Consider the following 16457-nt stretch of genomic DNA (forward strand, 5'->3'; position numbering starts at 1 on the left):
CTCGAAATAAGGAAAACAAACTAAACTGCTACAAACTTATGATGACAAGTTATTCTATGATTAAAACCATCTTCAAAAGGCCTGGTCTTTGGCTCGTTATGCTGGGCCTTTGGAGTTTTACCGCGATGGCCCAACGAACAGTGACCGGGACCGTGCGCGATGATAACGGCCCGCTTCCCGGCGTTACGGTGCAGGTGAAAAATACCGATAACGGGGTGGTGACCGATTTTGATGGGAATTATACCATTAACCAGGTTCCCGAAAATGCCGTGCTACAATTCAGCTTTGTGGGCTACCAGATGCAGGAGATCAACAGCGGCAGCCAGAATGTGATCAATACGACCATGGAAGTGGATGTTTCCTCTCTCGATGAAGTAGTGGTAATTGGGTACGGAAAAATGAAAAGAAGCGATGTGACCGGTGCAGTGGTTTCGGTTTCTGAAGATGCCATACAGGAATCGGTTCCCACAACGGTAGACCAGGTATTGCAGGGGCGTGCGGCCGGAGTACAGATCCAGCAGAACAGTGGAGCCCCAGGTGCCAGTTCCTCGATCAGGATTCGGGGTATTAGTTCCATAACCGGCTCTAATGAGCCAATTTTTGTGATTGACGGAGTCATCGTAGACAGTAATACCGGGCAAAATGGGCAGAATGCCTTCTCGTCTATCAACCCCGCCGATATTGTTTCCATCGATATTCTGAAAGATGCTTCAGCTACCGCGATCTATGGTTCTCGCGCAGCTAACGGAGTGATCCTGATCACTACCAAGCGCGGCCAGAATGGGGAATCTACCATAACTTTTAATTCCTATGCAGGTTACCAGGAAATTCCGAAGCATCTTCCGCTTTTAAACTTACAGGAATATGCGATCCTGAAAAACACGCGTTCCGACCTAGGTATCGTTCAGCGAGATGCCAACTTTATCAGGCCGGAATTATTAGGCGAAGGGACCAACTGGCAGGAAGAAATGTTCCAGCAGGCTTTCATGCAGAGCTACAACCTGTCGATGGCGGGTGGTAACGATAAAAGTACGTACAGTATGAGCGCCGGGTACCTGGACCAGGAAGGTATCGCGCTGGGTTCTGCTTTTGACCGTTTCAACCTTCGCGGGGTCTTCGATTCTCAAGTAAAAGAGTACCTGAAGATGGGGGTGAATTTCGCCTTTAGCAATATTAAGCAGAATACTACTTTTTCTGATCAGTCCCTGATCTTAACTGCCCTGAGACAAACGCCAAATGTGGCAGTGCGCAATGCTGATGGCTCCTTTGATGGCCCGGTAACTGATGAATTCACGCAGAACAACCCGGTAGGACTGGCTTCGATCCGTGAAAATAAGAACGAAAACACGAATATTCGTGCCAATGCTTTTGCCGAAATCGATTTTACGGAAGGTTTGAGCCTGCGTTCAGAATATTCCCTGGATTACGGTTTTTCCAACGGCTACACCTTTAATCCGTCCTACCAGTTCGGAGCGATCGTGAACGATATTCGAGAAGGTTCCCGTACGAAAAGTTACAGCAAGTATTACAACATTCGCAATGTGCTTACTTATGACCGCACATTTGGAGAAGATCATACGGTAAATGCCATTTTAGGACAGGAATTCCAGGAGTCTTTCTATGAAAACCTGTATGGTTACCGTACCGGTTACCTTACCAATGGCGCGACCGATCTGAACGCCGGGGATGCTTCCACAGCAAGGAACTCGAACGCCAGTTTCAACAGTGCGTTGAATTCCTATTTCGCAAGGGCTTTCTATTCTTTTCAGGATAAATATTTGCTAACCGCTACAATTCGGTATGACGGTTCCTCGAAATTTTCCAAGGAGAATCGCTGGGGATGGTTTCCTTCCGCAGCCTTTGCCTGGAAGCTTTCCAACGAAAATTTCCTGAAAGACAGTGAAACTATTAATAACCTGAAATTAAGACTGGGATACGGTGCGGTAGGAAACCAGAGCGTACCAAATTACGCCTACACCTCGATCTATGCAGCTTCCCCAACACCTTTTGGTGCCGGGCTACTAGCTGCCAACACCGCCAATCCCGACCTGAAATGGGAAACGACCTATTCGAGCAATATTGGGCTGGACCTGAACATGTTCAATAACCGCCTGGAATTTATTGCTGATGTGTATTCCAAAAAGACCGAAGATCTATTGTTGCTTGCTCCTTATCCAGATTATTCAGGAACCTCTGGAATCGGGGCCACTTCCGCTCCATATGTGAACATTGGTTCCTTGCAAAATCGCGGGCTTGAACTTACGCTGAATACTGTAAATGTGGATACAGATGATTTTACCTGGCGTTCCAACCTGGTCTTTACCATGAACCGAAATGAGGTTTTAGGCCTTGCTACGGAAACCGGTATTTTAAACCGTACCATCCAGCAGGGATCAGATATTACGATCATCACCCGTACGGCTGTAGGCAAACCAATTGGCCAGTTTTACGGTTATAAGGTGATTGGCCGATTTGAACAGGCTACAGATTTCTATTATCGTGATGAAAATGGTGACGTTGTACCAAGAGCGCTTCCGGAAGGGATGGAAATTGGCGAAAACGGCGTGTGGATTGGAGATTACATTTTTGACGACCTGAATAATGACGGGGTCATCAACGAACAGGATCGCGATTACATCGGAAATCCGCTACCAGATTTCAGCTACGGGATCAACAACTCCTTCAGCTATAAGAATTTTGACCTGAGCATTCAGCTTTCGGGAGTCTACGGAAATGAGATTGTGAACTACCAGAGACGATTTTTGGAGAATCCCCGGGAGAACACCAATCTTCTGAGATCCGCTCTAGGTTACGCGCAACTGGATTTGATAGACCCGAACGGACCAAACGATTATCGCAACGTGGAAATTGTGGGCGGAGATCCATATATGCCTAGAATTGCAGCCTCTTCGGCCGCATCGACCTCGAATTTTCGATTTAGTGACCGCTTCCTGGAAGACGGTTCCTACCTGAGAATTCAGAATATTTCCTTCGGCTATAACCTTCCGAGAGATTTTGTGAAAAAATTCGGCTTGCTGAGTTTCAAGATCTACACCAATTTCCAGAATGTGTACACCTTCACGAACTATTCCGGCTACGATCCCGAAGTTGGAGCGATCAACCAGGATGCGTTGCTCACGGGAATCGATAACGGTCGTTATCCTTCACCGCGAATCTATACTGCAGGTATCAATGTGAATTTTTAAAAGAAAGACTATGAAAACAAGAAGTATACTTTATAAAACCCTGATCGCTGCGATGCTCTGCGGAATTTCGAGCTGTAGCGACGACCTTGAAATTGAACCGAATGATCAGATCGCCAAAGAGAATTTCTTCAAATCAGAAGAAGACTTTAAGGCCGCCACGGCTCCGCTTTACAATCGGGTCTGGTTTTCATTTAATGATAAATTCTATTTCGGGCTGGGAGACGGTCGTTCGTACAATCTCTACGCACCGTATTCAGATTATATTTATCCGTTTAGCGATCTTACGGAAACCGGACTTACCGGCCCGCTGGTGGAAGCCTGGAGATCGTTCTACATTGTTATCCAGCAGTCCAACAACACGATCGCGGCAATTGAAGAAAGCACGGTTTCCGAAGAAATTCGCGCTCAGTATATCGCCGAAGCCCGATTTATGAGAGGGACCGCTTACTGGTATATTGCGTCGCTTTGGGGTGATGCAATCATTACCACCAGCCAGTCTGAGATCATCAACAATCCATTGGTGAATAAAAATCCGCGTGAAGATGTGTTTGAATTTGCCATTCGCGACCTGGAATATGCAGCAAAATACCTTCCGGAGCAGGCCGGCCAGTCAGGACGAGTTACGAAATACAGTGCCTACGGAATGCTTTCCAGGCTATATTTATCAGCTTCGGGGCTCAGTTCCAACCCAAACAGTGGAACGCGCGACCAGGCTCTGCTGGATCTCGCCAAAAAAGCTGCTGAAAAAGCCATTAACGAAGGCCCGTATATGCTTTTGGATGATTACGCCGAACTATTTACCATCGAGAACAACAATAATTCAGAATCTATGTTTGCCCTTCAATGGGTCCCGAATGGCGATTACGGCGTGAACAATACACACCAGGCCTATTTCGCGCTGGGCTCTGAAATTACCGGGGATGATGCGGCCTGGGGTTACTTTACCAGAGCTTCTTTCGATATCCTGGAAGAATACGAGGCCAATGATGCGCGCAGAAAAGCGACCTGGATGGCAGATGGTGATTTTTACCCGGAGATCAGCCAGGCGAATGGCGGCTATCTTGTAGAACATGAAAACACCTATGTAAACGTCAAAAAAGGAGTGGTAGGCTCTAATAAAGACAACCAGTCTATTTCCCGCATGAACTCCGGGTTGAATACCTACATGCTTCGGCTGGGAGAAGTTTACCTGAATTATGCGGAAGCCGTTTTGGGTAACAACGGTTCCACCAGCGACGCCACCGCCTTAATGTACGTGAACGCTCTTCGTGAGCGTGCCGGGCTTGCTCCCAAAACCAGCCTGACATTCGAAGATATCTTCCACGAAAGAAGAGTGGAATTATGCATGGAAGGCCAGTTCTGGTACGATATGGTGCGCAGGGCCTATTACGAACAGCAGGAAATGCTGAATTATATAGATGATCAGGGCAGGGAAACGGTTATTCCTTTCACTTATGATGAAGAGAACAACCGTGTGGAAGTTGATGATACAAGAGATGCTGCTCCGCGGGCAATTGGCCAGATAGACGAGAGCATTTTCCTGCTTCCCTATCCGGAATCTGAGGTCGTTCAAAACCCATTGCTCCGCGACGCGCCAGTTCCTTACGATTTTACTGAAGAACGAATCACCGATGAATTATTTGACTAAACTTCGAATTACGATGAAAAATATAATGATTAAAAACAGCTGGATCTATGGCTTTCTCTTCCTGAGCCTGCTTCTATTGGGAAGCTGCTCCAGTGACGACTCAACAGGAAGCGGGCCTATAAGCGTGGACGCGGTCTACCTTCAGGACGTAAATTCCTCGGTCCCTGACCGCCAGGTGCAATTTGCGCGCTTGGGACAGCTCATCAGGCTGGAAGGGTCGGGTTTTGAAGGCCTGAGACGCGTATACATCAATGGTTTTCAAACGTCCTTCAACCCGGTGTATGTTTCAGATACTTCAATGCTCATCCGGGTTTCTCAGGATACTCCAACGATCGAAGCGGAAGAAGAGCTGCGTAATACCATCAGGCTGGTCAAAGACGGCAGTGAGACCACGATCGATTTCGAGATCCGTTCGTCTGCACCAACGATCAGCCGTGTTTCGAATACCCTTCCGAAGGCCGGCGAAGAGATCATAGTATATGGAAGCGGACTGATTGAAGTGACCAAAGTTATCTTTCCCGGAAATGTGGAAGTAAGCAGCGGTATCACCTACGATGAAGAAGATGGAGAGTTTTTCACAGTAACCGTGCCTGAAGGCGTTTCTGCTTCGGGTGGTTCTCTCTATGTGGAAACTGCCAATGGCGCCGCTTATTCTCCCGCTTATTTCAATGTGCAGGACGGAATTATCCTGGATTTCGACGGGAATGGTGTGTTGGGTGAATTTGGAAATACGATTCGCCAGGAACAGCTGGAATCGGCTCCTATTGGAGAAAACAATAGATCACAAGGCAATTATGTAGCGATGCGCCCCGAAGGAGTGAGCTCTTTTGAACCTGGTAAAAACAGGCTTTCTGAAGTATTTACTTCAGGAACCGAAAGTTGGAGAAGTCAGTTCACACCATTCATCCCTGCCAGTACACCGCTGGAAGAAGTAGCCTTTCAGTTTGACATTTATGTACCTGAAGCATGGGCCGGAAGTGGTTTTCTGAAGATCCTGCTTATCAACAATTTCAATGGTGGCGAATGGACCGGCGGTGTTTACAATTATGTGCCCTGGATCGTGGACGGTGAAATCGAACCTTTCCAGACCGATGGCTGGACAACGGTCACCATTCCCTTAACCGATTTTTACCTTTTCAGTGATGGTGCCGATTATACTTTTGAAGATGTGTTGCAATACCGCGAATCAGCAACCTATAAGAATTTCGGGATGTTTTTCGAAAATTCAGATATACGACTAAGTGATGTAACGGGCACTGCTACCGATGTAGAGTTTCCTTCTTTGGAAACTTCTGTGCAGGTATATACCGATAACTGGCGCATTGTGTCCCTGGAAACTCCAATCGTAACCGATTTCCCTGATGAAGAATAGCCAAAACCTGACTAAAACATAAAATATGATAAAATATAGCAAACAAATGTTTCTCCCGCTCATGGCACTTCTCACCCTGAGCTCCTGCCAGAAGGAGGTTATGGAATGGAGAGACCTGGATGAAGACCAGAAAGTGACGACAGCCGAACTTCCGCTGGAGCTGGAAGAGAAAATTGCCCGTTACGATGCGTTGAAAACCTACAGTGATTATGTACTTGGTGCCGGTATTGTTATGGACCTGTATATGAACAATGACGCGTACAGCGCGCTGGTGAATGAGAATTTTGATGAAGTGACCGTGGGCTATGCCATGAAACATGGCGCGATGGTCCAGCCTGATGGTTCCATCAATTTTGGACCTGTGGATGATTTTATCGCGAAAACCAATGCTGCAGGGATCGATGTTTTTGGGCATACCCTGGTTTGGCATGCCAACCAGAATGCCAGTTACCTCAATGGGCTCATCGCTCCAACTGTTATTCCCGGTTCACCAGGTGCCAACGCACTTGATCTTTCCGGTTTGAAAGACGGTAGCCTTAGTGGCTGGTCGCTCAATAATCCCGGGGACGGAATCAGTATTGCCGAAGGCGAAGGCCTGGCAACCAATAGCCCTGCATTAAAAATGGAGGCTAGCGCTTCCGCTTCGCAGCCTTATAACCTGCAGGTGGTGACCCCCGCGATTCCTGTGATCAACGGGCACGAATATGAAATTTCCTTTTACATCCGCTCCGATCAGCCGGGAAAAGGTCGAATTTCCTTTAATGGCCTTCAGAATAACTATCCCTACAGAGACTGGTTCGATACCGGCGGGGAATGGACTGAAGCCTTTGAAACTTCCAGCCAGTGGCAGCAGGTCAAATTCCGCGTAAACGATTTTACGGGAGATAGCTTCCAAATGGCTTTTGACCTCGGGTACCTGCCAGATGTCACCTATTTTATTGATGTGAACAATCTGAGCGTAACCGACCTGGATGCGGAAGTAACTGCCACTAATCTGATCGCAAATGGGGATTTTGAAAACGGGGCTTTAGATGGCTGGTATGGCTACGGAAATAGTTCTACCAGAAGTGTCTCCGCGGAAGGTGAAGGCTACGGGGATGCCGGTTACGCGATGGTGCTTACCAATCCTACTGCCGCACAGGCTTACGAAGCCCAACAGGTTTACCAGTTCAGTGAACCGCTTGAGGCGGGAACCGAATATACTTTCTCCTTTTTTATAAAAGCCGATGTTGCTTCCACGATCCAGGTGGAACTTCAGAGTGAAGATTATTCTGCAGAGTATTCCGGTGCACTGGAGGTGGGAACCAACTGGACCAAAATTGAAAGAACGCTCACTCCTACCCGGGATGACCGAGTTCGTTTCATCTTCGATTTCGGAACATCAGCCACAACGTTTTATATTGATGATATTATACTGACTGATGGTGAAGTGAATACAGGTTCCGAACCGGTGATCATAGAACTTTCAGAAGAAGAAAAAGCAAGCATTATCGGTGATGCCATGGAAGACTGGATCACGCAGATGCTGGATCATTATAAAGATGAAGTCCATGCCTGGGATGTGGTCAATGAGCCCATGACAGAAGGCGGCTCTGTAAGAGATGGGAATGTGGCAGATCCTGCCAGCGATGATTTTTACTGGGTAAAATACCTAGGCCAGGATTATGCGGTTACCGCTTTTAAGCTTGCCAGGGAACTTTCCAATCCCGGTGATATACTCTTCATCAACGACTACAACCTGGAATCCAGTCCTGCGAAGGTAGACGGTCTCATCGAATATGTGAAGTATATTGAAAGACAGGGCGCTGAAGTTGATGGAATTGGCACCCAGATGCACGTTTCTCTAAATACCAATCGAGAAAACATTGTAAGCATGTTCCAGAAACTGGCGGCCACCGGTAAACTCGTGAAAATCTCTGAACTGGACGTGCGCCTGGGAACGGCTTCTCCTACTGCCGATCAACTTGCCGAGCAGGCAGATATGTACCAGTTCATCCTGGATTCTTTCCGGGAGAATGTACCCGCCAGTCAACAATACGGCACAACGCTCTGGAATATTTCAGATAACGAAAACGAGCACCAGTACTGGCTGCCTGATGAGTCACCAAATGTGTGGGATGCGAACTACGACCGCAAACCGGCTTATAAAGGTGTGGCCGATGGGCTTGCCGGCAGGGATGTAAGCGAAGATTTTACAGGAGAATTAGCGTACTAACCTAAGCTTGAATTAGCAACACAGCTGGAAGATCCCGGGAGTTTCCCGGGATTTTTTATGGCCATACCTTACTCTTCGCCGGCCTCTTTTGGAAGCATCCCGAAGTATTCCTTAAAGCATTTTGAAAAATAAGAAGGTGATGAAAAACCTACGCTGTAGCTTACTTCACTCACCGATACCTGTCCTGCCTGCTCCAGTAATTCCTTGGCACGCTCGAGCCTGATCTTTCGTATGAGTTCGTTAGCCGTAAGTCCGGTAAGCGCTTTGATTTTCCGGTACAACTGGCTCCTGCTCAAACTGAAGACATCTGCCAGTTTCTCCACGTTGAGATCGGTTTCTCGAATATTTTCCTGGATGTAATTGATGATGTTCAAAATAAAATCCTGGTCCAAACTGGAAGTGGCCGGTGCCACATCTGTATACTTCAGGTCGCTCATGTATTTCGCGTACAGAAGTCCACGGTTATAGATGAGTTGTTTCAATTGGGACCGGAGCACTTTCATTTCGAAAGGCTTGTTCACGTAAGCATCAGCGCCAGATTCAAGACCTTCCACCCAATCATCGGCCATCGCTTTTGCGGTAAGCATCAGCACGGGAATATGGCTGGTACTCAGTTCATTTTTGAGATTTTTACAAAATTCATGACCATCCATTTTCGGCATGATCACATCTGTAATGACGATATCAGGCACATATTTTTGAGCTTTCGCCAGTCCCTCCTGTCCATCTTCCGCCAGCAACACCCGGTAATCCTCTTTCAGTTCCCTCGCGATATAATTTCTCAGCTCGGTATTGTCTTCCACGATAAGCAAACTTTTCTTCTTTCCGCCCGGAGTAAGATTATCAACCTCAACGGGAGTATTTCTGGATATTTTGACTTCGGAAGCTGAAACACTCTCCGGTTTTTCCTCGACCTCGTAAAACTGTTTTCCCAGCGGAAGCAAAATGCGGAATTTCGTCCCCACTCCTTTTTCACTTTCCACCTGAATATCTCCGCGATGCAGGGCCACAAAGCTTCGAACCACTTCCAACCCGATTCCCGTCCCGCTGTAATATTCTTCGTTGCGATCTTTGATCTGGTAAAAACGGTCAAAGATTTTTTCAATTTCAGTAGGGGCAATTCCTTTCCCGGTATCCTCAATAGCGATTTCCAGGCTTCTCACGGCTTCGCTTTCCTGCAAATGTTCGAAAAAATGCATTCCGCTAAGCACATGTACGCTGATGACGCCATTGTTGGCAGTGCTTTTAAAAGCATTTGATAACAGGTTGAAAATAACCTTTTCCACTTTATTCTCATCAGCCCAGATCACGCCCAGAGTTTCTTCCATTTCTACGGAGAGGAGAATGTTCCGTTGCCCGGCTTCCTCCTGAAAATGTTCCACGATCTCATCGATCAGCTTCCTGATCTCAAAGCAACGCACCTGCAGCGGCAATTTATTGAACTGAAGCTTCCTGAAATCCATTAGTTCATCGATAAGGCGCTTCAGGCGGGCTGTATTTTTACTGATGATCTGCAATTTTTCCTTCGCTTTTTCTGAAAAAGATGGCTCATTCAGAATATCCTGCAAGGGGCTTTGGATAAGCGTTAAAGGTGTTCGAAACTCATGGGAAATATTGGTAAAGAACTGGATCTTTTTATCGTTCAAAGCTTCTTCCTGCAAATGTCTTTCCCGCTCCTGGGCGATGGCGCGTTTGGCCTGCACCCTGGAATTAACAATTTTTAAGGCCAGGTAACAAAGGCCAATTACAGTAAGAATATAGAGGGAAATGGCAAAATTTGTGAACCACCATGGGCGAAGAATTCGAATACCGAGATCGGTTGCCTTTTCATTCCAGATTCCATCGCTATTGGCGGCCTTGACGTGAAAAGTATACTTTCCGGCGGGCAGGTTCGTATAGGTCGCACTACGGGAATTCTGCACATAATTCCAGTCTTTTTCAAATCCTTCCAGGTAATAGGCATACTGGATTTTTTCAGGCCGGGTGAAATCGACCGGGGCGTATTCAATTGTGAAAACCGACTGATCATGCTTCAGCACGAGTTGATCGGTTTCTGAAAGTATTTTATGCAGGGTCGCATCTTCTTTGGCTTCGGGTTGTACCGGTTTATTAAAAATGCGCAATTCAGTTAAATAAACCGCAGGCGTGTTACTGAGAACTGGTAATTCTTCCGGGTTAAAAAAGTTGATGCCTTCATAGGAACCAAAATACAAGTTGCCGAGGTTGTCTTTAAAAGCCGCATCATTGTTGAAGTCATTGCTTAAAAGACCATCTTTTTTGGTATAATTCCGCACTTCGGTGGTTTCATGATCGATCTGAGCCACTCCGTTATTTCCTGCCACCCAAAGATCTCCGCGATCATCCTGAATGATGGTCGAAACCGTCACTTTATCCAAACCTTCCTCCATACCAATCCACTGAAACTGGTCATTCTTCATATCATAACGGCAAAGACCTGCCCCATCGGTCCCGATCCAGATATTTTTAGCTGAATCTTCATAAATATCCAGCACCATACTGTTATTAACCGAGTGGTCGTTTTGGAACATCCTGGGATACATGGCCTGCAACTGGAAGTATCTTCCGGAGACCTTCAAGCGAAAAAGCCCCGCATTCCCGCCAATCCAAACCCGGTCTTCACTGTCTACATACACGCGACGCACGTCACTGTAACTGATTCGCTGATCCTGAAAAACCTGGTGATCATAGATCTGAAAACTGTCGGTTTTTGGATCATATGACTGAATCCCGCGAGAAAATGTCCCGATCCAGATCATGCCTTTAGAATCTTCAGAAAAACTCAGGATACGATTCGTGGCCATACCGCCGCGGGTATTTTCCGCAGAAAAATGGAGGAATTTATTCGAGCCTTTTTTTAGAAGATATATTCCGTAGTCCCAGGTTCCCACCCAGATATTTCCGCGGCTATCTTTAAAAATGGTCTGAACATCAGGTGAATTCAACCCGTTCGCGATCGCGTTTTCCGTATTGAGCAAATGGGTGAATTGCTGTGTTCGAGGATCATACACATCCACGCCTCCACCATCCATCGCGATCCAGAAACGCCCATTTTCATCCTGGATGATCCCGGTAACCGAACTTGCCTGCAGCGAATTGCTGTCATTCGGCCGGCTTACAATATCCCCAAACTTGTCGTATAACTTATCATAAACCCCTACGCCATTGTTGTAATAAGCGATCCAGATTCGTTGTTGATTGTCTTCGAACAACGCCCAAATGGAATTCGACCGGATACCGTGATCGTTATTTTTAGTGTTTTTATACGTATTCAGCACCTCGCCATTACGGGAAATTTCAAACAAACCGTCGTTTTCTGTACCGCAGAGAATGGTATTTCTCGGGGTATGCAGGAGCGACAAAATTCGCTTGGAAGTAATATCAAAATGCTGAATTTTATATCGCCCATTCTCATTTTCGTCCACTTTAAATAGTCCCTGATTAGTGGTCCCGAGCCAGATACTCCCCTTCCCATCAACCAGGCTGGTTTTGATTGGTACTGAAATCTTTTCACGCCCGCTGCTGGTCATTAAATTCAGCTGGCGAATCACCTGGTCATTTCCCAGTTCCAGCAAGCCGCGATTACTGCCGAGAACGATCTTTCCATCGAAATACGACAGACTGTTAATTAGGATATTCTGAACTTCACCCAGGGATTTAAAAGGAATGGATACAGCTTCCAGGTTTTGCGGGTCGATTTCGAAAAGGCCGTTTTCATGGGTTCCTACCAGAATCTTCCCATCGGGTTTCTGAAGAATTGCCTGGACTGAAATTCCATATTCATCCGGGTTTCCTTTTAACCTGATATGCGAAAAATTATCCTGTTCACGGTTATAGAGATCCAGCCCGGCTTCGGTTCCAACCCAGACATTATTTTGATCATCTACAAAAACCACATGGATAAGGCTGTTGCTCAAACTGGCAGCATCCTTCTCGTGGTACTGATAAGAATTGTAATCGATCCCATTGAAACGGTTCAGGCCCAAACCATTCGTCCCCATCCAGATGAATCCCTGCTGGTCCTGTGCGATAGTTGCCACAGCCCGCTGGGTTGGGACATTTTCGAAAGGCTTAAATTGATATTTGGCAAAAGGTGCTTCTTGGGTTTTTGCCACCTGGCAAAAAATCAAAAAAAGAAGTAGAAAAAGAACTTTCTGAAATACGTTTTGAACTAACTGTTGCTGCATGAATTCCTGGTGAGAGCGAGCCGAAATTACATTTTCCTCTATGGAAATTTCTTTCGAACGCCTGGAACTGAAAGATAATCAATAATTTTAAAATTCCGGCAGGGAAATCCAGCCCGAAAATGCTTCTAACCTCCTACCGGTTCACTGTAACAATTGTTACTGGTTGGCATGCGGAATAGCTATAAGTTTGAAAAATTATTTAGATAGGAAAAAACAAAACCCTTCCTGCAATACCTATGAAAAACTTTCATCATTTGGCAAATTTGCTTGCGCGGCTTTTTACGTCGGTCCTATTGCTGCTGGCAGTAGTCATCGTAGGAGTGTATCTTTATGGATCACATCCCGGCTGGTTCATAAAAAATGAAATCAGTGCTGCGGAATGGGCACCCAAAGAGCCGGAAAGTCTGTTTGAGTCCGGCAATATGCCTGCGGATGTAGCCTATGGTTTTCAGCTTATTTCTGAAACCAGCAGTTTCATTGGTCCTATGGCCGCAGATGACCAGATGCATTATGCCGGGAATAACCTGGCCTGTGCTAATTGTCATCTTCAGAATGGTACCCAGGCGGGGTCTGGATCCTGGATTGGAGTGACCGACCGTTTTCCGCAGTTTCGCTCGAGATCAAACAGTCAGGGAACTATTGAAGATCGTATCAACGGCTGTATGGCCAGAAGTATGAACGGTGAACCGCTCCCGGTAGATTCCAAAGAAATGAAAGCAATCGTTTCGTATATGGAATGGTTGGGGGAAGACCTCCCGGAAGAACGCGTAAAAGAATTCAAAGGTTTCCCTAAGATCCAACTGCCTGAAGTGGCAGTAGATTTCGAGAAAGGAAAAGCCCTATATGCACAGGAGTGTGCCGTATGCCACGGGGAAAACGGGCAGGGACAAAAATTTAAAGATGCTACCAAAGGCTACCAGTACCCGCCACTCTGGGGACCTGATAGTTTTAATGACGGCGCCGGAATGCACCGCGTGATCACCGCCGCAGAATTCATCAAATCCAATATGCCGTTTGGCCAGGCAACCTGGGAAAATCCAAAATTGACCGACGAGGAGGCTTATCACCTGGCCGGTTATATCAACAATTTTTCGCGCCCTCACAAAGCAAACCTGGAAAAAGATTTTCCCGATCGCAAATTAAAACCCGTTTCGACCCCTTACGGGCCATGGGCAGATAACTTCCCTGCAGAGCAACACCAGTTTGGACCTTTCCAGCCTATTATGGAATTCTATAAAAAACAGTACGACCTCAACAAGACCAAGTAATTTATGTCCCGAATCTTATTCTTCTTGTTGATCGCGAGTACAACACTCCAGGCCCAGGATAGCACCAAAAATTCCAACTGGGGAAAATTGTCCGGGCAGGTTCGCAGTTTTTACCTGCATACCTCCAATAAAGGAGACCTGAAAGATTTCGATGCACTCGCTACCGGTGGCCATTTGAAATATCAGAACACATTCGCTGAAAACTGGGAATTTGGTGTGGCCCTTTATACCACCGCAAATATGGGGCTGGAAGATCTTAGAGAACCTGATGCGCGCACACGAAAAACCAGCCGGTATGAAGAGGGTTTATTTAACAGGCTCAACCTGGATCAACGCGTAACTGCCATTCTCGGCGAGTTATACGTGGGCTATCAAAAAAAGCAGCACCATTTCAGACTGGGAAGAATGAAATATCATTCGCCATTGGTAAATGGCCAGGATGGGAGAATGATCCCCAGTTTATTTCAAGGTATTCAATACCAGTTCCATTCAGAAAACACCAGAATTGGTTTGGCTCTTTTTAACGAAGTGGCTCCGCGCTCCACCGGTGAATTCTTCGGAATTGGTGAAAGTATCGGCACCTATGCGGTCGGCCGTTCACAAAGCGGAAATCCAGCGGCGTACGCAGGACAAACTGAATCAGATTTTTTGTTCATCACGCATCTCGAACAGTCAATTAGCAAAAACCTGAATTTAAAAGCCTGGAATTACTTTACTGAAAATGTGTCCAATTCCATATATCTAAAACCGGAATGGCAGCTATCTGGAAAATTTGGGATCCATGGCGAATACCTGCATCAGTCCCGAGTAGGAAATGGTGGGAATGCCGTAGATTCCTTGCGGTATTTCCAGGATCAAAATTCCGACCTAATTGGGCTTCAGTTACGCTATAAACCGGGAAAAAATAAGCTTTTTACACTGGCCTACGATCGGATCTTCAGCAATGGGCAATACCTTTCTCCGCGTGAATGGGGAAGGGAATTTTTATTCAGTTTTCAAAAAAGGGAGCGTAGCGAAGGCTCGGCCAATAATCATGCGCTGGTTTTCTATTATCATCAGGACCTTGATTTGGCTGAAGAACAATTGCGGATACAGTCAATTTTTAGTCTTGGTCACCAGTGGAAACCTTCTGTATTGGATCCCGTACAGAGCAAGTATGCGGTTCCCGATTACACTCAGATCAACTGGGACCTTTTTTTCCATTTCAGAAAATTAAGGAATCTGAAGCCGGAACTGCTGCTGGTTACCAAACTGGCCAGCGGCGATATTCCAGAAAATCCGAATTTCTTCTTCAATAAGACCGATATGTTCCAGATCAACCTGGTGCTGAACTATAACTTTTAGTCGGCTATTTCTTAAAAATATTTTTCCAGGCTTTTTTCAGCAGGTTAATAATTGGCAAAATAAGGGCTCCAGCCACCACGCCGGTCAGAAATTCACCCAGCATACTTGGAAGAGAATGTACCAGTTCATGTACAAAATGAAGGTTATGAACGAAAATCCCTCCCGAAACCAGCAAGAGGGCGATGGTTCCGATGATTCCCAGTGCCTTGATCACCCACGGCAGTGCGTTTACCAGTATTTTCCCCACTTTATCTGAAAAACTATCATCCTGTTCATTGAGGTTGATCAGTTTCAGGCCAAATTCATCCATGCGTACGATTAAAGCTACGATTCCATAAACACCGATGGTAGCGATAATGGCAATGATCGAAACGACGATGATCTTGGTGGAAAGGGCTTCATCAGCCACCGTTCCCAGCGCGATAATGACAATCTCTACGGAAAGGATAAAATCGGTCAAAATTGCTGATTTGATCTTCTTTTTTTCGTGTTCCAGCATGTCTTCCCTGCTCAAATCTTCCAGCTCGTGCACGTCTTCATGGGGATGAGGTACGAAGTATTCGTAGATTTTTTCAGCTCCTTCGTAAGCCAGGTAAACTCCGCCAATTATCAAAATAACTTTAATGACCACCGGAACAAAGGCGCTTAAAAGGAAGGCAATTGGCAGAATGATCAACTTGTTTAAAAGAGAACCTTTAGTAATGGCCCAGAGAACGGGCAGTTCCCGATCAGATAGAAACCCGGAAGCTTTTTCGGCATTTACCGCGAGATCATCGCCCAGGATTCCGGCAGTTTTCTTTCCGGCAACTTTACCCATGGTCGCGACATCATCCATCAAGGTCGCTATATCGTCTAATAATGCAAAAATTCCTGAAGCCATAATTGGTAGTTAGAGCGAGTGAAGTTCTATTTTTTTATCGTAAAAAAAAATAAAATTTTGAACATGCTTCATTTAGCAATCAAAAACAAAAACAGGGGACCTCTCCCCTGTTTTTCACCTAACCACCTTAAACTTAGTTAACCAACAAACTAAGCGCAAAATTGTCTTTTAATAATTATTTCCTTTTTGTTTGATTTCTTGTCTTTTCAGCTTCTCCTTTTTATGGGCGATAAGATTAAGCCGGCCATTTTCAAATTGCCATAAGTCATGAAAATGGTAGGGTACGTGCCGGCCCTCTTATCGCTTACCATTAAAGGAT

General features: G+C 46.0%; 8 protein-coding genes. 6 read left to right on the plus strand and 2 right to left on the minus strand.

The features are described 5' to 3' along the window. Positions 1–38: 38 nt before the first annotated feature. Genes GRFL_RS03010 through GRFL_RS03025 form a run of 4 tightly spaced genes read left to right on the plus strand, consistent with a single transcriptional unit; the run spans position 39 to position 8441 of the window. Positions 39–3206: a SusC/RagA family TonB-linked outer membrane protein gene (locus GRFL_RS03010; RefSeq protein ID WP_236995871.1), complete on the plus strand. Its 3168-nt coding sequence runs from the start codon at positions 39–41 to the stop codon at positions 3204–3206. Positions 3207–3216: 10 nt separating this feature from the next. Then, positions 3217–4854 carry a RagB/SusD family nutrient uptake outer membrane protein gene (locus tag GRFL_RS03015; protein ID WP_083643226.1) on the plus strand — a complete coding sequence of 546 codons (1638 nt, stop codon included), beginning with the start codon at positions 3217–3219 and terminating at the stop codon, positions 4852–4854. Positions 4855–4867: 13 nt separating this feature from the next. Then, positions 4868–6226, plus strand: a complete 1359-nt coding sequence (locus tag GRFL_RS03020) for a glycan-binding surface protein (RefSeq protein ID WP_083645938.1) — start codon at positions 4868–4870, stop codon at positions 6224–6226. Between the two features lie 25 nt (positions 6227–6251). Next, positions 6252–8441 carry an endo-1,4-beta-xylanase gene (locus GRFL_RS03025; protein WP_086047644.1) on the plus strand — a complete coding sequence of 730 codons (2190 nt, stop codon included), beginning with the start codon at positions 6252–6254 and terminating at the stop codon, positions 8439–8441. A gap of 68 nt (positions 8442–8509) precedes the next feature. On the opposite strand, the gene GRFL_RS03030 is transcribed toward GRFL_RS03025, so the two are convergent. Further along, a complete protein-coding gene (locus tag GRFL_RS03030) occupies positions 8510–12574 on the minus strand; it encodes a hybrid sensor histidine kinase/response regulator transcription factor (RefSeq protein ID WP_158091606.1) in 4065 nt (1354 codons plus the stop codon). Positions 12575–12900: 326 nt separating this feature from the next. Between GRFL_RS03030 and GRFL_RS03035 the strand changes: the two genes are divergently transcribed. Together GRFL_RS03035 and GRFL_RS03040 are read left to right on the plus strand one after the other, a co-directional pair. After that, positions 12901–13914, plus strand: coding sequence for a c-type cytochrome (locus GRFL_RS03035; RefSeq protein WP_236995872.1), 1014 nt, complete (start codon positions 12901–12903; stop codon positions 13912–13914). 3 nt (positions 13915–13917) lie between these two features. Next, positions 13918–15258: a hypothetical protein gene (locus GRFL_RS03040; RefSeq protein WP_139839196.1), complete on the plus strand. Its 1341-nt coding sequence runs from the start codon at positions 13918–13920 to the stop codon at positions 15256–15258. Positions 15259–15262: 4 nt separating this feature from the next. On the opposite strand, the gene GRFL_RS03045 is transcribed toward GRFL_RS03040, so the two are convergent. After that, on the minus strand, positions 15263–16138 hold the full coding sequence (locus GRFL_RS03045) for a DUF808 domain-containing protein (RefSeq protein WP_083643230.1): 876 nt from the start codon (positions 16136–16138) through the stop codon (positions 15263–15265). Positions 16139–16457 lie beyond the last annotated feature (319 nt).

It is taken from the genome of Christiangramia flava JLT2011 (assembly GCF_001951155.1).
GTDB lineage: Bacteria > Bacteroidota > Bacteroidia > Flavobacteriales > Flavobacteriaceae > Christiangramia > Christiangramia flava.

Coding starts and splice junctions, on each gene's coding strand:
- GRFL_RS03040 (WP_139839196.1), top strand. CDS start 13,918: ATGTCCCGAATCTTATTCTTCTTGTTGATCGCGAGTACAACACTCCAG.
- GRFL_RS03020 (WP_083645938.1), top strand. CDS start 4,868: ATGAAAAATATAATGATTAAAAACAGCTGGATCTATGGCTTTCTCTTC.
- GRFL_RS03010 (WP_236995871.1), top strand. CDS start 39: ATGATGACAAGTTATTCTATGATTAAAACCATCTTCAAAAGGCCTGGT.
- GRFL_RS03045 (WP_083643230.1), bottom strand. CDS start 16,138: ATGGCTTCAGGAATTTTTGCATTATTAGACGATATAGCGACCTTGATG.
- GRFL_RS03025 (WP_086047644.1), top strand. CDS start 6,252: ATGATAAAATATAGCAAACAAATGTTTCTCCCGCTCATGGCACTTCTC.
- GRFL_RS03015 (WP_083643226.1), top strand. CDS start 3,217: ATGAAAACAAGAAGTATACTTTATAAAACCCTGATCGCTGCGATGCTC.